Source organism: Embleya sp. NPDC001921, from assembly GCF_053594475.1.
In genome coordinates, this window is the sequence record NZ_JBSFEO010000005.1 from 327,309 (window position 1) to 349,297 (window position 21,989).

General features: G+C 72.7%; 22 protein-coding genes, 1 tRNA gene and 1 pseudogene. 13 read left to right on the forward strand and 11 right to left on the reverse strand.

Annotated elements, in window-relative coordinates; genetic code table 11:
- Positions 1 to 193 precede the first annotated feature (193 nt).
- Together ACWCPW_RS08510 and ACWCPW_RS08515 are read left to right on the forward strand one after the other, a co-directional pair.
- Positions 194 to 511, forward strand: coding sequence for a hypothetical protein (locus ACWCPW_RS08510; RefSeq protein WP_449760782.1), 318 nt, complete (start codon positions 194 to 196; stop codon positions 509 to 511).
- 129 nt (positions 512 to 640) lie between these two features.
- Positions 641 to 952: pseudogene (locus ACWCPW_RS08515) on the forward strand (transglycosylase family protein); the annotation flags it as partial.
- Positions 953 to 1,194: 242 nt separating this feature from the next.
- Here the strand turns inward: ACWCPW_RS08515 and ACWCPW_RS08520 are convergent.
- Both ACWCPW_RS08520 and ACWCPW_RS08525 read right to left on the reverse strand, forming a co-directional pair.
- Positions 1,195 to 1,266: transfer RNA gene (locus ACWCPW_RS08520), tRNA-Val, on the reverse strand.
- 22 nt (positions 1,267 to 1,288) lie between these two features.
- Positions 1,289 to 1,636: a hypothetical protein gene (locus tag ACWCPW_RS08525; protein ID WP_406297508.1), complete on the reverse strand. Its 348-nt coding sequence runs from the start codon at positions 1,634 to 1,636 to the stop codon at positions 1,289 to 1,291.
- A 195-nt stretch (positions 1,637 to 1,831) separates the two neighbouring features.
- On the opposite strand from ACWCPW_RS08525, the gene ACWCPW_RS08530 reads away from it, so the two are divergent.
- Positions 1,832 to 3,088: a metallophosphoesterase family protein gene (locus ACWCPW_RS08530; RefSeq protein ID WP_449760783.1), complete on the forward strand. Its 1,257-nt coding sequence runs from the start codon at positions 1,832 to 1,834 to the stop codon at positions 3,086 to 3,088.
- Positions 3,085 to 6,588 carry an AAA family ATPase gene (locus tag ACWCPW_RS08535; protein ID WP_449760784.1) on the forward strand — a complete coding sequence of 1,168 codons (3,504 nt, stop codon included), beginning with the start codon at positions 3,085 to 3,087 and terminating at the stop codon, positions 6,586 to 6,588. The genes ACWCPW_RS08530 and ACWCPW_RS08535 overlap by 4 nt, the downstream gene beginning before the upstream one ends.
- A gap of 28 nt (positions 6,589 to 6,616) precedes the next feature.
- Here ACWCPW_RS08535 and ACWCPW_RS08540 read toward each other — a convergent pair whose 3' ends face one another.
- Positions 6,617 to 7,054, reverse strand: coding sequence for an ATP-binding protein (locus tag ACWCPW_RS08540; protein WP_449760785.1), 438 nt, complete (start codon positions 7,052 to 7,054; stop codon positions 6,617 to 6,619).
- A 266-nt stretch (positions 7,055 to 7,320) separates the two neighbouring features.
- Here ACWCPW_RS08540 and ACWCPW_RS08545 point away from each other — a divergent pair, with 266 nt between their 5' ends.
- Complete coding sequence (locus ACWCPW_RS08545; protein ID WP_449760786.1) at positions 7,321 to 7,527, forward strand: DUF397 domain-containing protein; 207 nt, start codon at positions 7,321 to 7,323, stop codon at positions 7,525 to 7,527.
- 3 nt (positions 7,528 to 7,530) lie between these two features.
- On the opposite strand, the gene ACWCPW_RS08550 is transcribed toward ACWCPW_RS08545, so the two are convergent.
- The 4 genes from ACWCPW_RS08550 to ACWCPW_RS08565 form a co-directional block, all read right to left on the reverse strand.
- Entirely contained in the window at positions 7,531 to 8,085 is a 555-nt protein-coding gene (locus ACWCPW_RS08550; protein WP_449760787.1) for a Dabb family protein, read from the reverse strand.
- On the reverse strand, positions 8,082 to 8,552 hold the full coding sequence (locus tag ACWCPW_RS08555; RefSeq protein WP_449760788.1) for an NIPSNAP family protein: 471 nt from the start codon (positions 8,550 to 8,552) through the stop codon (positions 8,082 to 8,084). The genes ACWCPW_RS08550 and ACWCPW_RS08555 overlap by 4 nt, the downstream gene beginning before the upstream one ends.
- Positions 8,549 to 9,457 (reverse strand): LLM class F420-dependent oxidoreductase, encoded by a 909-nt coding sequence (locus tag ACWCPW_RS08560; protein WP_449760789.1) that lies wholly within the window; start codon positions 9,455 to 9,457, stop codon positions 8,549 to 8,551. The genes ACWCPW_RS08555 and ACWCPW_RS08560 overlap by 4 nt, the downstream gene beginning before the upstream one ends.
- A gap of 217 nt (positions 9,458 to 9,674) precedes the next feature.
- The gene (locus ACWCPW_RS08565) at positions 9,675 to 9,920 is read right to left on the reverse strand and encodes a hypothetical protein (RefSeq protein ID WP_395867484.1); all 246 of its coding nucleotides are present in this window, start codon (positions 9,918 to 9,920) and stop codon (positions 9,675 to 9,677) included.
- A 170-nt stretch (positions 9,921 to 10,090) separates the two neighbouring features.
- Here ACWCPW_RS08565 and ACWCPW_RS08570 point away from each other — a divergent pair, with 170 nt between their 5' ends.
- The 8 genes from ACWCPW_RS08570 (at position 10,091) to ACWCPW_RS08605 (ending at position 18,055) form a co-directional block, all read left to right on the forward strand.
- Complete coding sequence (locus ACWCPW_RS08570) at positions 10,091 to 11,254, forward strand: glycosyltransferase (protein WP_449760790.1); 1,164 nt, start codon at positions 10,091 to 10,093, stop codon at positions 11,252 to 11,254.
- Positions 11,255 to 11,338: 84 nt separating this feature from the next.
- Positions 11,339 to 12,019, forward strand: coding sequence for a GntR family transcriptional regulator (locus ACWCPW_RS08575; RefSeq protein WP_449760817.1), 681 nt, complete (start codon positions 11,339 to 11,341; stop codon positions 12,017 to 12,019).
- Positions 12,020 to 12,161: 142 nt separating this feature from the next.
- On the forward strand, positions 12,162 to 13,286 hold the full coding sequence (locus ACWCPW_RS08580) for a TIGR03364 family FAD-dependent oxidoreductase (RefSeq protein ID WP_449760791.1): 1,125 nt from the start codon (positions 12,162 to 12,164) through the stop codon (positions 13,284 to 13,286).
- 61 nt (positions 13,287 to 13,347) lie between these two features.
- Positions 13,348 to 14,025 carry a phosphonatase-like hydrolase gene (locus ACWCPW_RS08585; RefSeq protein ID WP_406297499.1) on the forward strand — a complete coding sequence of 226 codons (678 nt, stop codon included), beginning with the start codon at positions 13,348 to 13,350 and terminating at the stop codon, positions 14,023 to 14,025.
- A 27-nt stretch (positions 14,026 to 14,052) separates the two neighbouring features.
- The gene (locus tag ACWCPW_RS08590) at positions 14,053 to 15,141 is read left to right on the forward strand and encodes a 2-aminoethylphosphonate ABC transporter substrate-binding protein (protein ID WP_449760792.1); all 1,089 of its coding nucleotides are present in this window, start codon (positions 14,053 to 14,055) and stop codon (positions 15,139 to 15,141) included.
- A 49-nt stretch (positions 15,142 to 15,190) separates the two neighbouring features.
- Positions 15,191 to 16,348 carry an ABC transporter ATP-binding protein gene (locus ACWCPW_RS08595; RefSeq protein WP_449760793.1) on the forward strand — a complete coding sequence of 386 codons (1,158 nt, stop codon included), beginning with the start codon at positions 15,191 to 15,193 and terminating at the stop codon, positions 16,346 to 16,348.
- Positions 16,345 to 17,265 (forward strand): 2-aminoethylphosphonate ABC transporter permease subunit, encoded by a 921-nt coding sequence (locus ACWCPW_RS08600; protein WP_449760794.1) that lies wholly within the window; start codon positions 16,345 to 16,347, stop codon positions 17,263 to 17,265. The genes ACWCPW_RS08595 and ACWCPW_RS08600 overlap by 4 nt, the downstream gene beginning before the upstream one ends.
- Complete coding sequence (locus ACWCPW_RS08605; protein WP_449760795.1) at positions 17,246 to 18,055, forward strand: ABC transporter permease; 810 nt, start codon at positions 17,246 to 17,248, stop codon at positions 18,053 to 18,055. Before ACWCPW_RS08600 ends, ACWCPW_RS08605 begins: the two co-directional genes overlap by 20 nt.
- Before the next feature lie 73 nt (positions 18,056 to 18,128).
- Here the strand turns inward: ACWCPW_RS08605 and ACWCPW_RS08610 are convergent, their stop codons facing one another.
- The 4 genes from ACWCPW_RS08610 to ACWCPW_RS08625 all read right to left on the reverse strand — a co-directional run bounded on the left by ACWCPW_RS08610 (position 18,129) and on the right by ACWCPW_RS08625 (position 21,187).
- Positions 18,129 to 18,998 (reverse strand): spermidine synthase, encoded by an 870-nt coding sequence (locus tag ACWCPW_RS08610; RefSeq protein ID WP_449760796.1) that lies wholly within the window; start codon positions 18,996 to 18,998, stop codon positions 18,129 to 18,131.
- Between the two features lie 154 nt (positions 18,999 to 19,152).
- Positions 19,153 to 20,202: a 5'/3'-nucleotidase SurE gene (locus tag ACWCPW_RS08615; RefSeq protein ID WP_449760797.1), complete on the reverse strand. Its 1,050-nt coding sequence runs from the start codon at positions 20,200 to 20,202 to the stop codon at positions 19,153 to 19,155.
- Between the two features lie 131 nt (positions 20,203 to 20,333).
- The gene (locus ACWCPW_RS08620; protein ID WP_449760798.1) at positions 20,334 to 20,786 is read right to left on the reverse strand and encodes a hypothetical protein; all 453 of its coding nucleotides are present in this window, start codon (positions 20,784 to 20,786) and stop codon (positions 20,334 to 20,336) included.
- A gap of 107 nt (positions 20,787 to 20,893) precedes the next feature.
- A complete protein-coding gene (locus ACWCPW_RS08625; protein ID WP_449760799.1) occupies positions 20,894 to 21,187 on the reverse strand; it encodes a hypothetical protein in 294 nt (97 codons plus the stop codon).
- Positions 21,188 to 21,989 lie beyond the last annotated feature (802 nt).

Genomic DNA, 21,989 nt, shown 5'->3' on the forward strand with positions numbered 1-21,989 from the left:
CCCCGGTCCCGCACCGCGCACCACGACGGGGATCGAACCCGCGCCCCGGCCCGGGCGGTTCGGGATTCCCCTCGATCAGGTGATCATTTCGCCTGGACTTCGGTGGATCGGCTCCTGCGCGTCCCGATCGTGACAGCATGGGTGTTCGGGGATAGTTCGGCCCCGGCACCGGTCGCTTGGGGGAGTCGAAGCCGTGTCGCACCACGAACCGCCACCGCGGTATCCGCAACAGCCCGGGCAGCCGCCCCCGCCTCCGCAGGGTGGCGGCCGGCGCGGCAACCCGTTGATCACGCTGGTGATCGCACTGGTGGTGGTGGCGGCCGTGGTGACCGCGATCATCCTGATCACCCGGGGGGACGACGAGGGGGACGGTCCGAAGAAGACGCCCTCCACCCAAGGACCCAACCAACCGGGTCTGCCCACCGGTCTGTTGCCCTCCGGCCTGTTGCCGTCCGGGCTGCTTCCCTCGGGCCTGGACATCCCGTCCGGCCTGTTGCCCGACATCGGATAGGGCCGGCCCTATCCGGCCCGCTCGTCCCCGGGCGCACCGCGGCCCGCGTTGGGTCACTCGGGTGATTCCCCGGCCTGCCCCCGGTCCGGTCACCGAAATCGGGGCGCCGGCTGCCTACCGTCGGCTGATATGGCCAAACAGTCGATCAGATCATCAGTCTTAATCCTGCTCGTCGGTGTCGTGGGCGCCGCATTGGCCGTGGCCCCGACCACCCCCGCCGAGGCCGTCGAGGACCGGACCTGGGACGCCCTCGCGGACTGCGAGAGCAGCGGTCGATGGAACCTGAACACCGGGAACGGCTACTACGGCGGGCTCCAGATCCTGCCGAGCACGTGGGACGAGGCGGGCGGACAGGAGTACGCCACCCGCCCGGATCGGGCCACCCGCGACGAGCAGATCGCCGTCGCCGAGGTGATCCTGCGCATGCAGGGCTGGGAGGCGTGGCCGCAGTGCGCCCGACAGATCGGCATGCTCGGGTCGACCTACACGGTCAAGCCGGGCGACACGCTGTCCTCGATCGCGCGCGACCTCGGCGTGATCGGCGGCTGGCAGGCGCTGTACGACGCGAACCGCGACACGATCGGCGAGGACCCGGATCGGCTGCTGCCGGGCACGGTCCTGAACGTGCCGAAGGCCGCTCTCCGGAGCGGCCCTCGGTTGGCGCGTCATCACGATCTGATCGGTGCTCACGACTGGGATCGAACCAGTGACTTCCTCGGTGTGAACGAGGCGCTCTCCCGCTGAGCTACGCGAGCCTGCGTAGGTTTCGTGCACATCTTAACCAGTAACACGCGAGTGGGTCGCCCCCTCCCCGTGACGGGGCGGCCCGCTCGTGCTCACCGCCCTTCGGCGGAGTCTCCACAATGCCGCCGGGCGCCGGGTCGGTTCAACCGGTTTTCCCCGGTCCGGCCGGGCGCGCAGCGCCACCAACAGGCCGGACAACCCGAACACCAGCGTGATGGTGGGCGCGGGTCGCCGCAGCAGTCCGCGCACGTCCAGGTCGGCGGAGAATCCGTAGCGGTGCGCGGCCGCCAGGCACAGGATCGCGCCCGCCACCGCACAGACCGCGCAGGCGGCGAGCGGACCCGGGATCGGCCGGCTCCGGTCGGTGTGTCGAGCTGTCACGGCGAACTCCAGGACGGATGTGCAGCGTTTCCTCCAGCCTGGCCGGGCGGCCCCCCGCGGACCAGGTAGGTGCCTGGCGGATCGGGGGTGGGGCCAGCCCCACCTTCGCCGGACCGGAGGGAAACACCCGCCCTGTCGGTGCCGTGTGCCTATCCTGGGCTGCCCTGTGAACGCCGACCGGAGGCGCCCCGCTTCATGAAGCTGCTGCACGCCGCCGACCTGCACATCGACAGCCCGCTGCGCGGACTTTCCGGCTACGAGGGGGCACCCGCGGCGGAGATCCGCGGCGCGGCGCGGCGGGCCGTGGTCAACCTGGTGGACCTGGCGCTGGCCGAGGCGGTCGACGCGGTGCTGCTCGCGGGCGACATCTACGACGGCGACTGGAAGGACTACCACACGGGGTTGTTCTTCACGGTGCAGATGCGTCGCCTCGCCGAGGCGGACATCCCGGTCCTGCTGGTCGCGGGCAACCACGACGCGGACAGCCGGATCACCCGCGAACTGCGCCTGCCCGCCAACGTGCACCGGTTCTCCACCGCGCGCCCGGAGACCGTCGTGTACGAGGACCTGGGGCTGGCCGTGCACGGTCAGGGCTTCGCGGTGCGGGACGTGACCGAGAACCTCGCGGTGAGCTATCCGGCGCCGCGCGGCGGGATGTTCAACGTCGGGCTGCTGCACACCGCGCTGGCCGGCGCCGAGGGGCACGCGAACTACGCGCCGTGCAGCGTCGGCGACCTGCTCTCGCGCGGCTACGACTACTGGGCACTGGGCCACGTGCACGCGCGCGAGGTGGTGCACGCCGCCGAGCCGTGGATCGTCTTCCCGGGCAACGTGCAGGGCCGGCACGCCCGCGAGACCGGGCCCAAGGGCGCGACACTGATCACGGTCGACGGCGACCGGGGCCGGGCCGGGATCGAGCACCGCGACCTGGACGTGGTGCGCTGGGCGCGCCTGGACGTGGACGCCACCGGGGCGACCGGCGTCGAGGACGTGCTGGACCTGGTGCGCCGGCGGATGGCCGAGGAGCGGGCCGCGGCCGGCGACCGCCTGCTGGCGACCCGGGTCCGGGTCGTCGGCGCGTCCCACGCGCACGAGGCGCTGTGGCGCGACGAACGCCGGTTCGTGTTCGAGGCCCGGGCGCTGGCCGCCGAGTTCTCCGGGGTGTGGCTGGAAAAGGTCCGTCTGGAGACCCGGCACGCCGAACTGGGCGACACGGGGATCGAGTTGCCCGCACTGGTGGAGGACCTGGCCCGGACCGCCCGGGCCCTGCGCGCCGATCCCGACGCCCTCAAACAGTTGATCCGATCGGTGCCCGGGCTGCGCACGCTCGACCCCAAGGTGGCCGAGGAGGGCATCACGCCCGCGGACCGGGCCTGGCGCGCGGACATCTTCGATCAGGCCGTCGACCTGCTCACGGCGCTGGTCACCGGGACCGACGGGGAGTCCGGATGAGGATCGATCGGCTCGACCTGATCGCGTTCGGCTGCTTCACCGACCGGCACATCGAGCTCGGCGCCCCGGGCGTGCACGTGATCAGCGGCCCGAACGAGGCCGGCAAGTCCACCGTGCGGCACGCCCTGGACCAGCTCCTGTACGGGATGGACCGGCAGACCTCGTACGACTTCGTGCACGCGATGCGCGACCTCAAGCTCGGCGCGCTGGTGCGGGACGAGCGCGGGAGCGTGCTAGACGTGGTGCGGCACAAGCGGGACAAGAACCCGCTCACCCGCGCGGACGGCACGGTGCTCGCCGAGGCCGAGCTGACCCGACTGCTCGCGGGCGTGGGCCGCGACGACTTCCGGCACGTCTTCGCGCTGGATCACGCCGGGCTGCGCGAGGGCGGCGCGGAACTGCTCAGGGGCGAGGGCGACGTGGGGCGGGCGCTGTTCGAGTCGCGCTCCTCGGCCCGACTCGGCGAGGTGCTGACCCGCTTGGAGGAGCGCGCCGACGAGCTGTACAAGACGCGCGGGAAGAACCAGCGGATCAACGCGGGACTGACCGAGCTGGGCCGGCTGCGCAAGCGGGTCCAGGACGACGCGCTGGCGCCCTCGGTGTTCGGCGACGCGGTCAAGGAGGCCCGGCGGGCCGAGGAGGAGCGCGACCGGCTCGGCGGCTGCCGCAGCGAGGCGCGCGCGCAGGCGGGCCGGCTGGATCGGGTCCGCCAGGCGCTGCCGGTGCTGGCCCGGCGCACCGCGCTCGACGGCGAGCGGGCCGCGCTGCTCGCCGAGGGCCCACCGGTCCCCGCCGAGCTCGCGGCCGAGTTGGCCGCGCTCGACGAGCGGGTGCGGGAGGCGACGGCGGAGGCCGAACGAGCCGCGCGCGAGGCGGCCGAGGCCCGCCGCGAGGCGGCCGAACTGGTGGTGGACCGCGCGTTGTCGGCGCAGGCCGCCGAGGTGGACGCGCTGCACGCGGACGTCGCGGCGATCCGCGACGCGGTCGAACTGGCCGCGGACGCCGACGCCGAGGCGTCGCAGACCCGGGCGGGCGCCGCCGAACTGCTGTCCCGGGTGCGCCCGGACCGTGCCCTGGACGACCCCACGGCGTACGACGTGCCGCCCGGCGTCGGCGACCGGGTCACCGAACTGCGCGACCACCTCAAGGTGTGCGAGGCCCGGCTCGCGGGCGCCGGCGAGCAGGTCGCGCATCGCCGCGGCCGGCTGGACGCGGCGCGCGCGACCTGCGCGCTGACACCGGAGCCGGCCGACCCGGCCGCGCTGCGCGCGCTGCTTCGGGCGGTACCGGGCAACCTGGTGGAGGACATCGCGCGCGACGAACGGCGGCTGGCCGAGCTCGAACGCGAGGCGCACGACCTGCGGGCCCGGCACGACCTGGCGGACCTGGCGCCGCTCGCCGAGGACCGGCCGGCCCGGCTGCGGCTGCCCGGCCGGGAACGGGTCGCCGACCACCTGGACCGGGTGGGCCGGATCCGCGAGGAACTGCACGCGAGCACGCGGGCCGAGGACGAGGCGGTGGCCGACCACGACGCGCGGCGGCGCGAGCTGGCCGTGCTCGCGCTCGCCGATCCACCGCCCACGCCCGCCGACTGGGCCGCCGCCCGGGCCGAGCGCGATCGGCTGTGGACGCTGGTGTGCGCGAGTCCGCCGCCGAGCGACGACCGGATCGACGCCTACGAACGCGCGGTTCGGGCGGCGGACGAGATCGCCGAGCGGATCGCCCGCCGGGCCGAGGACGCGGTCCGGCTCGGCCGGCTCCACGTGGATGTCGAGCACGACGAGCGCACGCTGGCCCGACTGGCCGAGCGGCGGCTGGAATTGACCGCGCGCCGGGCCGAGCTCGCGGCGGAGTGGGCGGCAACCTGGGCGCCGAGCGGGTTGCCCGCGCCGGACCCGCACGACGCCGGCGCGTTCCTGGACGCGCTGGCCGAGCTGGCCCGGATCGAGGTCGAGGCGCGCGCGGCGCGGGATCGGCTGGCCGCGGGCAGGGCGCGCGCCGCCGAACTGGCGGGGGCGTTTCGCGTCGCGCTGGCCGAGTCCGGCGCGCCGGCCGGCACGAGCACCCTGGGCGCGCTGATCGAACTGGCCGACGCCCGCCGCGACGCGCTCGCGGACGCGGTGCGGGTGCGCGAGAGCGGGCTCGCGGCCGTGCGCGAGGCCGAGGCGGAACTCGCCGAGGCCGTCGCGGAGGCGGACCGGGCCCGGGACGAGCGCGCGGCGTGGGAGCGGCGCTGGCACGAACTGGTGCGCGGCCTGGACCTGCCCGAGGGCGACCCCGACGAGGTCGCCGCGTCGGTGTACACGCTGGCCGAGGTGGCGGCGGCGGTGGGGCACGCGGCCGAGGCACAGCGGCGTCGGATCCGCGCGGACGAGCGGGTGGCCGCGTTCGGCGCGCGGGTGGCCGAGGTGTTCGCCGCGTGCGGACGGCCGGAGCCGACCGAGGCGGACGGGCGTTTGGCGTTCGCCGCGGTGCTCGCGCTGCACGAGGAGTCGACCCGGGCCCGGCGCGCCGACGAGGCCCGCGGCAGGCTCGTCGAGCGGATCGCCCGGCTGGACGACGCGGTGGCCGCCGGGCGGGGAGCGGTCGAGCGCGCCGAGGGCGAACTCGCCGCGCTGGTCGAGGCCGCCGGCGCCGCCGACGCCGACGAACTGCGCGCCTCGGTCGGCCGGTCCGCGCGGCTGCGCGAGATCGAGCGCGTGCTCGTCGAACACGGTGCGCTGCTGTCGCCCGAGCTCGAACAGGAGGCCGCGCGGCACGACCCCGAGGAGCTCGACGTGGCGATCGAGGACGCCGCGCGCCGGGTCGAGGAGGCCGAGGCGGCGTACGCCGCGGCGGGCGAGGAACTCGGTCGGTGCCGACAGATCGTGCGGGACCTGGAGCGCGAGTCGGTGGCCGCCGCCCGGGCCCAGGAGGAGGTGGCCGGCACGGTCGCCACGATCGCCGAGGACACCGAGGAGTTCGTCCGGCTGCGGCTGGCCCGCGAGGTGCTGCTGCGCTGCATGGAGGACTACCGCAAGCAGAACCAGGCCCCGGTGCTGGCCCGGGCGGAGGAGGTGTTCACCGCGCTCACCGCGGGACGCTTCGACCGGCTGCTCGTGGAGACCGACGGCCGCAAGGGCGCCCCGGTGCTGCGCGCGCGGCGGGCCGGCTCCTCCCCGGTCGCCGCGGCCGGTTCGGTCGGCGTGGACGAGATGAGCGAGGGCACCCGCGATCAGCTCTACCTGGCGCTGCGCCTGGCCTCGCTGGACGCGTACGCCGACGCGGGTCGGGCGATGCCGATCGTGCTCGACGACATCGCGATGACGTTCGACGACGGGCGCACGCGCGCGATGCTCTCGGTGCTGGACGCGATGGCCGACCGGTTCCAGGTGGTGTTGTTCACCCACCACCCGCACCTGGGTCGGCTCGCGGTGGACACGCTCGCGCCCGGCCGCGCCCACGTGCACGAACTGCCGGTCTACGTCGCCCGGTCGGCTGCGGCGCAACCGGTGGAGTGAGCCCGCGGCGGGCGTCGTGCGGCCGGGTTCAGGCGGTCATCGCGAGCCGGAAGCGCACGCACTTCCCCCCGGGCTCGGGGACCGACTCCCAGCCGTCGGACAACGATTCGACCAGCAGCAGTCCCCGCCCGGTGGTGTCGTCGTCGGTCGCCTCGACCACCTGGGGCGCCCGGGTGTCCGTGTCGTGCACCTCGATCCACACACAGGCGGCGCCGTCGGGGGCGCGGTCTCGGCGGACCACGACGCTGAAAGGGCGTCCCAGACCCGCATGGCGTACGGCATTGGTCGCCAGTTCGGAGGCGAGAAGTACGGCGATGTCGGACAAGGATTCGAGGTCCCAAACCGTCAGCGCCACGCGGACATGCTCCCGCACGGCGGACACGCACGCGGGCATCGCCGGCAGCGTGATGGTCGGGCTGACCTCGTCCTCTGCGTCCGCCACTTCCGGATCGGCCAGGGTGGTCATGCAGCTACCTCCTGTTGCGTGGGCTGCGTTTGCCCCCGCAAGCGGCCCCGCCCCGTCCCGTCGCTTTAAGTGATCTTGTAAGCGCGTAAAGTGAGGGTGCTCGGTAGGATGCTCCACGAAACCCGGTGGTGCAACTCTCGCCGCCACTTCGGTGTCCGCGTGTACACGGTTCACCCGATCGGGCGATGTCCCTGGCCCTCACATGGAGGAAGCGGGTTCGAGTCGCCCCGTCGGCGTGGCCTCGACGAGTCAGGGGTGACGGGCCGATGGCGACCTCGTCGCGGGAAACCCACGCACCGACGTGGCGACGGAGCTCCTACAGCAGCGTGCAGGGGAACTGCGTCGAAGTGGTCAATCGTCAGCCCTGCGAGGTGGTGGTGCGCGATTCGAAGCAACGCGCCTGTGCGGTCCTGAGGTTCACCGACCGCGAATGGACCCACCTGTTGGTTGCCCTTGTCGGGCACGGAAATTGACGATCAGTCAGAAACAGTCTCGGTGAGTACCGGGACATCGCTCCAGCGGAAGACGTGGGCCAGTGTCGGCTCCACGATCGACCCGGGCACCTCGCCGTCGAACCAGCGGTCCACATGCGCCCAGTGGTAGGGGTTCAGCAGGTACTCGCCGGTCAGTCCCTCGACCGCGGCGTACTCCTGCTCCCACGCGTGCGTCCACCGCGACCGCCCGGCGCGCTCCACCACCCGGGACAGCGCCCACGAGCGGATCGTCGGGATGTGCCGCGGCATGGCGATCAGATCCGCCTCGAACTCGGCCAGCACGTCGGCGGGTGTGCCCGCGCGCACGGTCAACAGCAGCGTGCGCTTGACCCGGGGACCGGTCAGCGGCGCGAACCCGGCGCGCACCGGGCGCAGCGCGACCTCCTCGGCCCGCGCCGGGAGTTCGGGCCGCGCGTCGGACCGAAGATCCCACGAGTAGCCGTGCCCGCCGACGCAGCCGGGCAGGTCCGCCCCGGCCGAGAGCGACCGGTGTCCCGGCCCGGGCATGGTCGTGGCCAGCACCACTCGACGGGTCATGCGCGTGCTCCGGTGCGATGTGCGGTGCGGCCCGCCGGGGTGTGGTCCGTCTCGGAGGTGGCCGCGTCGGTGGCGGCGGTGGCCGCGTCGGTGGCGGCGGCCGGCGGGGCCGGGTCCGGCGCCTCGGCGGACGCGGACATCGCCGGTCGCAGCGCCCGGCGTTGCCGATCCAGCGCGTAGCCGTCGGTGGCGGCCCAGAACGCCGCGACGTCCGGATCGGCCGCCGCGGCCCCGCGCATCGCGTAGAACGCGCGGATCGTCGGCAGCGCCCACAGGATGTGCACGGTGGTGGCGTCCCGGCCCGCGGGCGAGCGCCAGACGCGTTCCAGCCGCATTCCGCGCCGCTGCGCGCCGGGCAGATAGCGATCATGGAACCGGCCCAGCCACAACGCCACCTGATGGTTCGTCAGGGTGACCTGGTCGAGGATGTTCACCGGGCCGGGAACGGGTTCGGCGGCGGTGCTCACAGCTTGTCCAGCACGGTCTCGCGGTAGCGCGCGATCCGCTCGCGCAACGTGTCCAGCCCACCGGGACCGGCCAGTTCGGCCGGATTCGGCGCGAAGACCAGCCGGCTCGCGCCCGCGTCGGTGAACCGTCGCACCCAGTTCGGGTCGTGCTGCAGGTCGCGGTCGCGCGAGCCCGGCCACGCGGTGATCTCGACCGCGTCCGCCGCGCGGCCGGCCGCCCGCGCGGACGCGCGCAGCAGTTCGGCGCGGGTCTCGAACTCGTCGGGCGCGATCGTGTACGGGAACCAGCCGTCGCCGAGCCGCCCGGCCCGGCGCACGGCGGGCTCGCTGTTGCCGCCCAGGACCACCGGTACCGCTCCGCGTTCGGGGCGCGGCAGGCAGTGCACGCGCTCGAAGGAGGTGAACCTGCCGCGGAAGGTGGCGGGGGCGTCGGCCCACAGCGCGCGCATCGCGCCGACGCACTCCTCCAGGCGGGCGCCGCGCTCGGTGAAGGACGCGCCGACCGCCGCGTACTCCTCCTTCTGCCACCCGATGCCCAGGCCCAGCATCAACCGGCCGCCGGAGTGCCGGTCGATGGTGGCGACCCGCTTGGCCAGCACCACCGGGCTGTGCAGCGGGGCGACCACCATCGCGGTGCCGAAGCGCAGCGTGCGCGAGGCGCCGGCGAGGAAGGCGATGGTCTCCAGCGGGTCGGGCATCGGGACCACGCCGGCGGCGCTGGGGGTGCGACCGGAATCCGAGTACGGGTACAGCGGCTCGTAGTCCTCGGCGACCACGACGTGTTCGACGGTCCACACGGATTCGACGCCGCACTCCTCCAGCGTCCCGGCGAAGTCGCGCAGGAAGCCGCCGGAGGTGATCAGACCGTCCGCGAAGGGCGCCATCACGCCCAGCTTGATCGTCATTCTGACGCCCTTTCAGATCCCGTGCCCGCACCCTGCCCCGGTGGACGTGCGAACGCAAGACCCGACCGACGGTGTCGTTGGACACGCGGTCGAGGACGGGCGACCCGGCGTCCTCGGCCCGGGGAATGCCGCGTGCGCCCGCCATCGGGGCGCGGGCGCACGCGGTCTGTGCGGGCAGGCCGGCGCAGGGCCGGACGGCGGATCGGGAAGGGAGAGGTCAGGCGAGCTCGACCAGCTCGTCGTGCCGGTACAGCGGGCGAAGGCCGTCGGCGAAGCGCACCGAGTACCACTGGTACGGGGACAGCGGCGGCCGATGCGCGTCCGCGAACACCTCGCACACCTCGCCGATGTGGCCGGTGCTCAGGCCCACCTGCACACGCACGCGGGTGCCGACCTCGAATCCCTGCCAGCGGGTGGCCCCGCCGCGAACGTGCTCCTGGGTCCTCGTCGTCGCGTCGCCCATGACGGGCACCGCCCTTCTGCCGATGGGTAGTTCACCCATGCTGTCGAGAACGCTCCCCTACCCGATATCGGGCGCGGCGCTCGCGCTCTTGAGACGAGGACTCCGTTCGCGCGCGGACTTCACCCGGAAGGAGCGCCCGAGTGGCGCGGCGGAGCCGGCAGGCTTCCGATGTGGACGTCTTGTTGTGGATCACCGCCGTGTCCGGCCTCGCCTGGCTTTACCTGACGCTGTGCCACGGCTGGTTCTGGCGCACCGACGTGCGCCTTCGCGGGGGTGCCGCACCGGTGGCCGAGAGCATGTCGGTGGCGGTGATCGTGCCCGCGCGCGACGAGGCGGCGGTGCTCGGCGAGAGCCTGCCCACGCTGCTCGCGCAGGATTTTCCCGGCCGGGTCGAGGTGCTCCTGGTCGACGACGGCAGTACGGACGGAACCGGCGAGCTGGCCCGGCGGCGGGCCGCGGCGGCCCGGGTGCCACTGACCGTGACCTCGCCCGGCGAGCCGCCCGCGGGCTGGACCGGCAAGGTGTGGGCGCTGCGGCACGGCGTCGAGTCGGTCGGCGACGTGGACTGGATCCTGTTCACCGACGCGGACATCGCGCACGCGCCCGACTCGCTCGCCCGCCTGGTCGGCGAGGCCGAACACGATCGCCTGGACCTGCTCTCGGTGATGGCCCGGCTGCGCACGCACACCCGGTGGGAGAAGCTGATCGTGCCCGCCTTCGTGTATTTCTTCGGCAAGCTCTTCCCGTTCCGCCGGGTGAACCGGCCCGGCTCGCGGGTCGCGGCGGCCGCGGGCGGCTGCGTGCTGGTCCGGCGTACCGCGCTGGAGCGGGCCGGCGGTGTGGCGGCGATCCGGGACGCGGTGATCGACGACGTGTCGCTGGGCACCGCGGTCAAGCGCTCGGGCGGGCGGATCCGGCTGGTGCTGGCCGACCCGGTGCGGCACGTGGACAGCGTGCGGCCCTATCCGGCGTTGGCGGACCTGTGGAACATGGTCGCGCGCAGCGCGTTCGCGCAGTTGCGGCACTCGTGGCTGCTGCTCGCGGGCACCGTGGTGGGGCTGGCGCTGATCTACCTGGCCGCGCCGGTCGCGCTGTTCGTCGCGATCGTCGGCGGCGACGCCGCGCTCGCGCTGCTCGCCCTCGCGGTGTGGGCGCTGATGACCGGGACCTATGTGCCGATGGTGCGCTACTACGGACGGCCCGCCGCGGAGGCGGCGTTGCTGCCGTTCGCGGCCACGCTGTACCTGGGCATGACCGTGCACTCGGCGGTTCGGCACGCGCGCGGGCGGGGTGCGGCGTGGAAGGGCCGCACGTACCCGGCGCCGGCCGAATAGGCTCCGTTCGTGCCCAGCCCAGACTCCACCGCCCGTCCCTATCGCGACGGCGTCCCCGAACACGGCCGCGTCCCCAAGTCGTACATGGTGAAGATGAGCCTGCTCCAACTCATGGACGAGTTGGGCGAGGACGCGCTGCTGCCCTCCGAACGCGAACTCGCCGCCGGCTACGGGGTCGCCCGCAGCACCCTGCGGGCGGCGATCGGCGAGTTGGTGATGGAGGGCCGACTGCGCTCCGCCCGAGGGCGGGGCACCTACGTCGCGCCGCCCAAGCTCATGCAGCCGGTCAGCCTCGGCAGCTACACCGAGGCGGTGCGCTCGATGGGGCTGACCCCCAGCCGCCGGGTGGTCACCCTCGAACACCACGTCGCGCAGCCCGACCTGGCCGACCGGCTGCGGATCCGCACCGGTGACCTGACCGTGCACCTGGAGCGGGTGCTGCTCGCCGACGACGAGCCGATCGGCCTGGAGAGCACGTACCTGCCGCTGGACCGCTTTCCCACCCTCCTGGACGTGCTGCGCCCGGAGGGGTCGCTGTACCTGTGCCTGCAGAAGGACCTGGGTGTGGTCTTCGCGGAGATAGACGAGACCGTGGAGACCGTGTTGGCCGCGCCGCGCGAGGCGCTGCTCCTGGAGACCAACCCCGCGCTGCCGATGCTCCTGGTCATGCGCACGTCCTACGACCCGGACGGCGTGCCCATCGAGCGGGTCCGAGCGCTGTTCCGGGGCGACCGGATGGGCTTCGCGACGCGCCTGCGCGCGTAGGCCCATCCGGGCTTTGTCACGAGAAGATAACAGGTTCGGACCTTAACGGACTGTTCACCCGGACGACATACCGCCTCCGCATGCTCGGCATCGACCACTCCCAAGCTGGTCGCAATCGCCCCCGAGAACGTGGAGGAAGCCGGTGCGAGTCATCGTCGTCGGAGGTGGCGTGCTGGGCACCATGCATGCCTGGCAGGCCATCGATCGAGGTCACGAGGTCGTGCACATCGAGCGCGAGCGCGAGGCGCGCGGTGCTTCGGTGCGCAACTTCGGCCTGGTGTGGATCGGTGGCCGGGCCGTCGGCGACGAACTGGCCACCGCGCTCCGGGCCCGCGAACTGTGGGAGCGGATCGGCGCCGACGTGCCCGGTACCGGCTTTCGCCCCAACGGCTCGCTCACCGTGTGCCGAGGCGCCGAGGAGGTCGCGGTGGCCGAGGCGGCCCTCGCGCTGCCCGACGCCGCCGAGCGCGGCCTGAAGCTGCTCACCCCGGGCGAGGCCCGCGAGCACAACCCGGCGCTGCGCGGCGGCTTCGACGCCGCCCTGTGGTGCGAGCGCGACGGCGCGGTCGAGTCCCGGGTCGCGCTGCCCGCGCTGCGCGCCCACCTGGCGGCCGGCGGCCGGTACACCTGGCTGCCCGGCCGCGAGGTGCGCGACCTGCCGCCGAGCGGCACCGGCGTGCGCGACGACCACGGCCACACCCACGAGGGCGACCTGGTGGTGCTGTGCACCGGTGCCTGGCTGACCGGCCTGGTCCGCGAGCTCGCCCCCGAGCTGCCGGTGCGCCGGGTGCGCCTGCAGATGATGCAGACCGACCCGCTCGACGAGCCGCTGACCACCTCGGTCGCCGACGGCGACAGCTTCCGCTACTACCCCGCCTACGCCGGCACCGCGCTCGACGCGCTCCGCGCGGCCCACCCCCAGGCGCCGGTGCCCGCCGAGCACCGCATGCAACTGCTGATGGTCCAGCGCCTCGACGGCGGCCTGACCATCGGCGACACGCACGAGTACGACGAGCCGTTCACGTTCGACGTGGACTCCGCGCCCTACGAGCACCTGGTCGAGGTCGCCGAGAGCCTGCTCGGCCGGCCGTTGCCCGCCGTGCGCCGCCGCTGGGCCGGGGTGTACGCGCAGACCACCGACACCACCCGCGTCGTGCACCGCGAGCAGGTCGCCCCCGCGACCTGGCTGGTGACCGGCCCCGGTGGGCGCGGGATGACCTGCTCGCCCGCCATCGCCGAACGCACCGCGAACCTGGCCGGCCTCTAGACCCGGCGCACCCCGCCCCGAACTCCCGCCCGTCGCCGAAAGCCCAACCGGAGCACCACTCATGACGCACTATCAGCTCGCCGTCCTGGACATGGCCGGCACCACCGTCGCCGACGACGGCCTCGTCGTCGAGGCGTTCACCCGGGCGATCGGCGCGGCCGGTGTCGAGGTCGGCTCCGCCGACTTCGAGCACAAGCTCGGCTACGTCCACGCCACCATGGGCGAAAGCAAGATCACCGTCTTCCGGGCCCTGCTCGACGGCGACGAGGAGCGTGCGCAGGCCGCCAACCTCGCGTTCGAGGCGGCCTACGCCGACCTGGTCGCGGCGGGCCGGTGCGCGCCGATCGAGGGCGCCGAGGCGGCCGTCCGCGCGCTGCGCGCCGACGGGGTCAAGGTCGCCCTCACCACCGGCTTCGGCCGACCCACCCAGGACGCGATCCTGGCCTCGCTCGGCTGGACCGACCTGGCCGACCTGACCCTGTGCCCGGCCGACGCCGGGCGCGGCCGGCCGTACCCCGACCTGGTGCTCACCGCCGTACTGCGCCTGGGCGTCGAGGACCTGCGGGCGGTCGCCGTGGTCGGCGACACCGCGTTCGACGTGCTCACCGGGCTGCGCTCCGGTGCCTCCATCGCCGCCGGTGTGCTCACCGGCGCGCACGACCGCGCCGCCCTCGAAGCGGCCGGCGCGACCCACGTACTCGGCTCCATCCGCGACCTCCCCGCCCTACTCCAGGGCTGATTCGTCTTTTCGAAAGGGCGATTTCCCATGCGACGCATCCTCGGCCTCACCGCCGCCGCCACCGTGGTCGTGCTCAGCGCGAGCGCCTGCGGCGGGACCGGCGGGAGCGGCTCGGACGACACCAAGCCCGCCGCGAACGCCGCCCCCGGCGAAGCGCCCGCCAAGGGCTCCGGCAGCGTGACCGTCTACTCCGTGGACGGGCTCGCCGACTGGTACACCAAGCGCTTCGCGGACTTCGAGAAGAAGACCGGGATCAAGGTCAACCTGGTGGAGTCCGGCTCCGGCGAGGTGGTCACCCGCATGGAGAAGGAGAAGGGCAACCCGCAGGCCGACGTGGCGATCACGCTGCCGCCGTTCATCCAGCGCGCGGCCCAGGCGAACCTGCTCACCGCGTACACGCCCGCCGGCGCCGACAAGGTGCCGGCCGGCTCCAAGGACGCGCAGGGCCGCTATGTGGCCGTGGTCAACAACTACGCGTCCTGGATCTACAACCCCGACCAGGCCAAGCCCGCGCCGACCAAGTTCCAGGAGCTGACCGAGGGCCGGTTCAAGTCCAAGCTCCAGTACTCGACGCCGGGTCAGGCCGGCGACGGCACCGCCGTGCTGATCCAGCTCCAGCACCTGTACGGCAAGCAGGGCGCGCTCGACTACCTCAAGCGGCTCGAGTCGAACAACGTCGGCCCGTCCTCCTCCACCGGCAAGCTCCAGCCCAAGGTCGGCAAGGGCGAGCTCAGCGTGGCCAACGGCGACCTCCAGATGAACCTGGCGTCGATCCACAACGACAAGTCCAACTTCAAGGTCTGGTTCCCGGCGGACGACGCGGGCAAGGCCTCGACCTTCGCGCTGCCGTACTTCATGGGCCTGTCCTCCGGCGCCCCGCACGCCGACGCCGGCCGCAAGCTGATGGACTACCTGCTCTCCCCGGAGGCGCAGACCTCGGTCTCCGCCGACGCGCTGGGCCTGCCCGCGCGCGAGGACGTCAAGCCGACCGACGCGAACGCCGCCGAGATCGCCAAGGCCCTGGAGGGCGTGGAGATCTGGACGCCGGAGTGGGACGCGGTGCTCAAGGAGCTGGACGCCGACCTGGCCGCGTACAACAAGGCCGTCGGTCGCTGACCCAAGCCACGCACACCCCGAGAGAACCGCGGAGAGGGAGGGAACCCGCATGACCGCACCAGCCATCGAGCGCACCGAGGCGACCACCGTGAGCGCAGCGCCGACCCGACCGGCGATCGGCATCCAGGACCTGACGGTCCGGTACGGATCCGTCGTGGCCCTGGAGGGGCTGAGCCTGGAAGTCGCCCCGGGCGAGACGGTCGCCCTGCTCGGGCCGTCCGGCTCGGGCAAGTCCACGGCGCTCAAGGCGGTCGCGGGTTTCCTCCGACCCGCCTCCGGGCGGATCACCCTGGCCGGCCGCGACGTCACGTACGAACCGCCGAACAAGCGCGGGATCGGCGTCGTCGTGCAGAACTACGCGCTGTTCCCGCACATGCGGGTCGCGGACAACGTCGCGTTCGGGCTCAAGGCCCGCCGGGTGCCGCGCGCCGAGGTGGCCCGCCGGGTCACCGAGGCGCTGGACATGGTGGGCATGGCGAGCTACGCCCGGCGCTACCCCCGCGAGTTGTCCGGCGGGCAGCAGCAACGGGTGGCGATCGCCCGGGCGTTGGCGATTCGCCCGCCGGTACTCCTGCTCGACGAACCGCTGTCCGCGCTGGACGCGACGCTGCGCGCCGACCTGCTCGGCGAGTTGCAGCGGCTGCGGGCCGACCTGCCGGACGTGGCGATCATGTACGTGACGCACGACCAGACCGAGGCGCTCGCCCTCGCCGACCGGATCGCGGTGATGCGGGACGCGCGGCTGGTCGACCTGGACGCCACGGATCGGCTCTACCGGCGCCCGCCCAGCGAGTTCACCGCGTCCTTCCTGGGCGCGGCCAACCTGCTCGGCGCGCGGGTGCTCGCGGCGTGCGCGGCCGGGGACGACGCGGTCGAAGTCGCGGTGGGCGGGCTGACCGTCGCCGCCGACCCGACCCGCGCGTTCGCCGAGGGCGAGCGGGCGATGCTGGTGGCTCGCCCGCACGCCCTCGCGGTGACCGCGGTCGACCACCCCAACACGCTGCCCGCGCGGCTCACCGCGACCCAGTGGCGCGGCGCCGACTACCGGCTGACCTGCGTGCTCGACGGCGACGGCGACGGCGGGACGGGTCGGGAGATCCGGATCGACGTCACCGACCTGGCCGAGGTCCCGGCCCTCGGCGAGCGCCTGGGTGTGGCGCTGCCCGCCGAACCGTGCGTCCTGGTCCCGGCGGGAGCGGCCGGATGACCGCGACCGCGACCGCGGCCGAACGGCCGATCACGGCCGAGCCCGGCCCGGCTCCGACGCGCACGAGCAAGGCCCGCGGCGGCGCGTCCCGCGCGCTGTGGGTGCTCCCGCCGCTCGTGCTCGCCGCCGGCTTCTTCCTCTATCCGCTCGCACTCGTGGTCAAGCAGTCCTTCGTGGACAAGGACGAGCGGGTCGGCCTGGACGTGTGGCGCCAGGTACTGAACTCGCCCTCGTTCGGCGACGCGCTGTGGAACACGGTCAAGATCGCCGTACTGTCCACGCTCGGCTGCCTGGTGGTCGGCTTCTTCCTGGCCCTGGTGTTGTCCTTCGTGCCCTTCCCCGGCGCCCGCGCGGTCGGCCGGATCGTGGACACGGTGCTCGCCTTCCCGTCCTTCCTGATCGCGCTCGCCTTCACCTTCCTGTACGGCACGGCGGGCGTGGTGAACGCGGCGGCGGAGCAGCTCGGCCTGGGCGAACCGCTGGTCGGCTTCCTGTATTCGCCGTGGTGCGTGGTGCTGGCCGAGATCACCTTCTACACCCCGTTCGTGATGCGCCCGCTGCTCGCCGCCTTCGCGCTGGTGCCCCGGGACCGACTCGACGTCGCGGCCTCGCTCGGCGCGGGACCGCTGCGGGTGATCCGCCAGGTGCTGCTGCCCGAGGCCTGGCCCGCGCTCGCGGCCGGCGGCAGCCTGACCCTGCTGCTCACCCTCAACGAGTTCGGGATCGTGCTGTTCATCGGCGCCAAGGACGTCACCACGCTGCCGATGCTCGTGCACGCCAAGGGCGCGGTGACCTTCGACTACCCGGGCGCGTGCGTGGTCGCGGTGGTCGAGGTCGCGCTGTCGCTCACGCTCTACGCGGTCTACCGATTCGTCTTCTCCCGGACAGGAGCCGGCCGTGCTGGTCTGGTCGCGTAGCGGACGAGCCCTCGTCTGGGCCCTCTTCGCACTCGTCTTCGCCCCTCTCGTGCTCGCCCCGCTGGCGATCCTGGGCATCGCCGCGTTCGCCGGCGACTGGAACAGCGTGCTGCCCGCGTCCTGGACGAGCGAGAACATCCGCGAGGCCACCGCGGGTACCAACCACGACAGCCTCGTGGTCAGCATCGAGACCGCGCTGGGCGCGTCGCTGATCGCGATCGTGGTCGGCACGTGGGCGGCGATCGCCGCCCGGACCGCGCCGCGCTGGATCCGCCGGCTCACCGACGCGGTGTTCCACCTGCCGGTCGCGGTGCCGTCGGTGGTGGTCGGTCTGGGCATGCTGGTGGCCTTCAGCGACGGCCCGATCCTGCTCAACGGCACCAAGTGGATCGTCATCGCCGCGCACGCGGTGCTGGTGGTGACGTTCGCGTACTCCACCGTGTCGGCCGGGCTCGACCGTACCGACGCGGCCTTCGCGGACGTGGCAGCCTCGCTCGGCGCGAGCGCGGCCCGGGTGCTGCTGCGGGTGCGGCTGCCCATGTTGCTGCCGTCGATCACGGCGGCGGCGAGCCTGGCGATCGCGCTGTCGATGGGCGAGGTCGGCGCGACGATCATGGTCTATCCGGCCGAATGGCGGACCCTGCCGGTCTCGGTGTTCACCCTGACCGACCGGGGCAAGGTGCTGCTCGGCTCCGCGGTCACGGTGGTCCTGCTGGTCGCGACCCTGGTGGTGCTGCTGCTCGTCGGCCTGCTCAAGGGGCGGGTGGAGGAGCGCAAGCGGCGGCGATAGCGGTTCGCCGCGGTTCTTCGGTGCCGGGCCGGTGCGCGCGCGGTCGCCTGGCGTCCGTTCGGCGCGCGCCGGTTCAGTTCCGGCCGAAGGTACGCGCGGGCGGGGCCGGCGACGCGACCGCCGTGGCGTCGTGGACCACGGCGGCGCCACCGGCGAAGTCGGCCGGCGCCGAGCCGTGCTCGACCCGCCCCGGGAACGGGTCGGCGGCGGTTCGCCGGGCCAACTCGGCGATCGGCAGCTCACGGTGCGAGGCGACCAGCACGACGTTGCCGAACCGCCGACCCCGCAACACCGCGGGGTCGGCGATCAGCAGCAGGTTCGGGAACACCGACCGCACCGTCGCGACCTGCGATCGCACGAAGTCGAGCCGCCCGCCGTCGGCCAGGTTCACCGCGTACACCCCGCCGGGGGCCAGTGTCCGGGCCACCTCGCCGACGAACTCGGCCGAGGTCAGATGCGCGGGTACCCGGGAATCGGCGAACACGTCGACCACGGCCAGGTCGAACGCGGCGTCGGGCGCCTTGCCCGCCACCTCGCGGGCATCACCGGTACGCACCCGGATCTGCCAGTTCTTCTCCCACGGCAGCTCGCGGCGGACGAACTCGACCAACTCCCCGTCCAGTTCCGCCACCTGCTGGCGCGACCGCGGTCGGGTGGCCGCGACGTAGCGGGCCAGCGTGAGCCCGCCCCCGCCGAGGTGGAAGGCCCGCAGCGGCTTGCCGGTGTCCGCGATCAGGTCGACCACATGACCGAGCCGGCGGACGTACTCGAACTCCAGCCAGGTCGGATCGCCCAGATCCACATGCGACTGCGGTGATCCGTGCAGGCGCAGCGTCCACGCCCCGGCCCGATCCGGGTCGGGCTCCAGTTCGGCGCTGCCGGAACCCACCTCGGCACGGATCGGCTCGGGAGCACGACCGCGTCGGCGCTGCTTGTCTGCCATCCGACCAGTATCGAGCCGGTGGCCGAACGGGGCGGGTCCGCCCCGATCCCGGGCTGCTCGGATCGGGGCGGACCGCCTCGGCCGCGGCTCGGGGGGTCGACTCGGGGGTCGGCTCGGGGGTCGGCTCGGCGGCCGGTCCCGACGACCAGGCGGCTCAGCGGCCGGTCTTGACGAACCGCTCCAGGCGGTCGTCCGCGCCGCCCCGCAGGGTGCGGTCGCCGGTCACGGCGGAGATGGTGATGTTCCCCTTGTTCAACTCGGTCCAGTCGGCGTGCCGCTTGGTCTCCGGCCGGCAGAAGGTACCGGGCACCGCACAGTCGCCCTGGCCGATCGCGAAGGTGTCGCCGTCGGCCTTGGCCGTGTACTGGATCGCGACCACGGTCTCGGTACCGATCTCGGTCCACACCGGCCGGCCCGGCTTTTGGCCGGGCACCGCGTTCGGGTGGTTGATGCTGACGACGTACTCGTCCGACAGCGCCTTGCGGTCCTTGAGTTGCGCCACGTACGAGGGCAGGAAGTCGGCGAAGGCGCGGTAGGTCTCCGGGGTCACCTTGAACGACGCCATGTCGAAGCCGCCGCTGAGCGCGATGGCCGGCTTGCCGTTGTCGATCGCGGCGATGGCGGCGCCCAGCGTGCCCGAGTCGTTGGTGACCGAGGCGACGTTCGGCCCGGAGTTGATGCCGGTGAGCACCAGGTCGGGGCCGGTGCGCCAGCCGACCTTGGCGGCGAGTCCGCCACGCAGGGCGAGCCGCACGGTGTCCACGGGGGTGGCGCTCGGGGTGGTCGGGCCGCACGGGGCGTCGCCCTTGCACACACCGAAGACTGCTCCCTTGCTCGGCGCCCCGGCGCAGTCGCCCTCGAAGCCGGCCGGCAGCGCGGTGCGCCGGGACACGGTGAGCGCACCGCCGCCGGTGGCCGCGGTGCCGTAGCCGCTCATGAACTGCCACGGCGCCATCACCACGACGTCCGCCCCGGCGGCGCACAGCGCCCGGCGCACCTCGTACACGCCTCGGCCGTCGGCCCCGTCGGGCTTGGCATTCTGCATCGAGTCGTCGTTGCTCAGGAGGATCCGCATCCCGGCCACCGACGAACGGTTGTCACCGTGTCCGGGGGCCGCGTCGGCACTCCCGGTCAGGGCCAGGAGCAGAGCCCCGGCACCGACGGCCGCGGGCAGGGCGGCGAAACGCTTCCGCTGAAGCTTCATGGGTTCCTCGACTCGATGTCGTACCGAATACGGAGAAATCGACAGCCGAGCGTTCACGACTCGAACACTCGCCGCCGATCCGGGTGCGAGTGAACGTAGAAGCTAAACCTAGCGAGTGAAAGGTTTGAGACCTAAGCGTTACCAATGAGCCTGAGTCGGGGACTCTCCGTGGGCGGCAGGGCACGCCACGAGCAACTCTCGGCGGCGAAGAAGCACTGCGACCGACCGACGACGTCTCCGGCGTCGACCGGCTCGTACGCGCCGGGGCCGTCCACCGGATCGAAGTCCAGATAGAAGAGGTCGCCGTACGTCTCGTCGGTGAATCGGGACAGCACCGGGTCGAAATAGAGCATTCCGGAGAAACCCTTGCCGTGTTCGACCCGGTAGTCGCGAAGTCCCGTAAGGGTGAATTCGACGGGAATCCACGGCCAGCCGTGCTCCCGGTCGCGGGCGTCCACCAGGACACGTGCCGTGGCCCCGCCCGGACTGAACGGGTCGTCGATGTGGACCCGGGTGACACACCCGTTCCCGAAATCGAACAAGCCCAGGAGATCGCCCAGGCTGTCCGGGGTGAGCAGGGACATGGGGCCCTCCGGTCGGCGGCGCTGCGGTTCGGTCCTCGTACCAATCATCGCGACTGGTGCGCCGCCACCGTACGGAAGTATCGAGCGGACCGCGTTCGCGTTCGCGGTCAGACCCGGCTGACCAAACGCGAGATCAGCGCACCGGCGGCGAGGTAGACCACCGCGGCCAGTCCGTAGTTCACGGTGACCCGGGCCTTGACGTTGTCGGGGGTGAAGAGGTCCTTGGCCCAGCGGGCCAGCCAGTCGGCCCAGTCGGCGATGGTCTCCACCGCGCTGTTGCCGGGATTGGCTTCGAAGACGAACAGAATGATGTGCAGAACGAGGATCACGGCGATCGCCGCGGCCACGACACTGACGACGGTCGCGATCGGGTTCACGCGCCGTGCGGTAGAGGTCACCATGCGGGGAGTCTGCTCGGGTTCGAACACCTGAAACGGAGCCTCCGCGCGCCGGTTTGCAGTCGGCCCCGACCCCCGGTAGGGTCCTCCAAGTTGCCCGACAGGGAGACCTGAGACAGACGCGAGCCTAGGCGCCCGCGCTGGCTGGTCCCGGGGTGGCCATTCCGATCATTCGAACCAGGTGTGGTGCGCGTGCGCATCGCACTGTCGTTCTGTGCTCGGGTGTCCCGAAGAACGCCGGAACGTGAATTGCTGCCGATTAGACGGTGCGAAATGCGATCCGCTAATGTTCGGGACGTCGCGGAAAGCGCCGGGAAGAACAAATTTCCGAAGCCGAAGCGGTGGGCGAAGCAGGCCGGAAGGGCTGCTAAGCTCGAAGAGCCGGAAGCCGGGGAAACGAAAGTTTCGAGGGCCGAAAGCAACGGACGAAAAGCGGGTCGGAAGATCTGCTAGAGTCCGGGAGGCGGAAAACGCGGAAACGCGGTGGACGCCGAAAGCGAGGAAAGCGAAGCCGCCAAAACGGTGTGCTAGGCTGGAAACGCGAAAGCGAAACACGAAAAACTGAAACACCTTGAACGTTAAACGCCCGGAGGGCGCGGTTGATTCCGCACCGAAGGAAGCGTCCGTTCCTTGAGAACTCAACAGCGTGCCAAAAGTCAACGCCAAAGAAACACCCCCGGCGCTCGAAGCCCCGTCACATGGCGGTGTGTGGAGAGTGTTGGTGGTTCCTTTGAAGAAAATCCTGGGTTCCGTCAGTGGGCCCAGGTCACAGCAAGGACGCCGGCGACATACCCGGACTATTCCT

Coding starts and splice junctions, on each gene's coding strand:
- ACWCPW_RS08530 (WP_449760783.1), top strand. CDS start 1,832: ATGAAGCTGCTGCACGCCGCCGACCTGCACATCGACAGCCCGCTGCGC.
- ACWCPW_RS08535 (WP_449760784.1), top strand. CDS start 3,085: ATGAGGATCGATCGGCTCGACCTGATCGCGTTCGGCTGCTTCACCGAC.
- ACWCPW_RS08540 (WP_449760785.1), bottom strand. CDS start 7,054: ATGACCACCCTGGCCGATCCGGAAGTGGCGGACGCAGAGGACGAGGTC.
- ACWCPW_RS08545 (WP_449760786.1), top strand. CDS start 7,321: ATGGCGACCTCGTCGCGGGAAACCCACGCACCGACGTGGCGACGGAGC.
- ACWCPW_RS08550 (WP_449760787.1), bottom strand. CDS start 8,085: ATGACCCGTCGAGTGGTGCTGGCCACGACCATGCCCGGGCCGGGACAC.
- ACWCPW_RS08560 (WP_449760789.1), bottom strand. CDS start 9,457: ATGACGATCAAGCTGGGCGTGATGGCGCCCTTCGCGGACGGTCTGATC.
- ACWCPW_RS08565 (WP_395867484.1), bottom strand. CDS start 9,920: ATGGGCGACGCGACGACGAGGACCCAGGAGCACGTTCGCGGCGGGGCC.
- ACWCPW_RS08575 (WP_449760817.1), top strand. CDS start 11,339: ATGGTGAAGATGAGCCTGCTCCAACTCATGGACGAGTTGGGCGAGGAC.
- ACWCPW_RS08585 (WP_406297499.1), top strand. CDS start 13,348: ATGACGCACTATCAGCTCGCCGTCCTGGACATGGCCGGCACCACCGTC.
- ACWCPW_RS08590 (WP_449760792.1), top strand. CDS start 14,053: ATGCGACGCATCCTCGGCCTCACCGCCGCCGCCACCGTGGTCGTGCTC.
- ACWCPW_RS08595 (WP_449760793.1), top strand. CDS start 15,191: ATGACCGCACCAGCCATCGAGCGCACCGAGGCGACCACCGTGAGCGCA.
- ACWCPW_RS08600 (WP_449760794.1), top strand. CDS start 16,345: ATGACCGCGACCGCGACCGCGGCCGAACGGCCGATCACGGCCGAGCCC.
- ACWCPW_RS08610 (WP_449760796.1), bottom strand. CDS start 18,998: ATGGCAGACAAGCAGCGCCGACGCGGTCGTGCTCCCGAGCCGATCCGT.
- ACWCPW_RS08615 (WP_449760797.1), bottom strand. CDS start 20,202: ATGAAGCTTCAGCGGAAGCGTTTCGCCGCCCTGCCCGCGGCCGTCGGT.
- ACWCPW_RS08620 (WP_449760798.1), bottom strand. CDS start 20,786: ATGTCCCTGCTCACCCCGGACAGCCTGGGCGATCTCCTGGGCTTGTTC.
- ACWCPW_RS08625 (WP_449760799.1), bottom strand. CDS start 21,187: ATGGTGACCTCTACCGCACGGCGCGTGAACCCGATCGCGACCGTCGTC.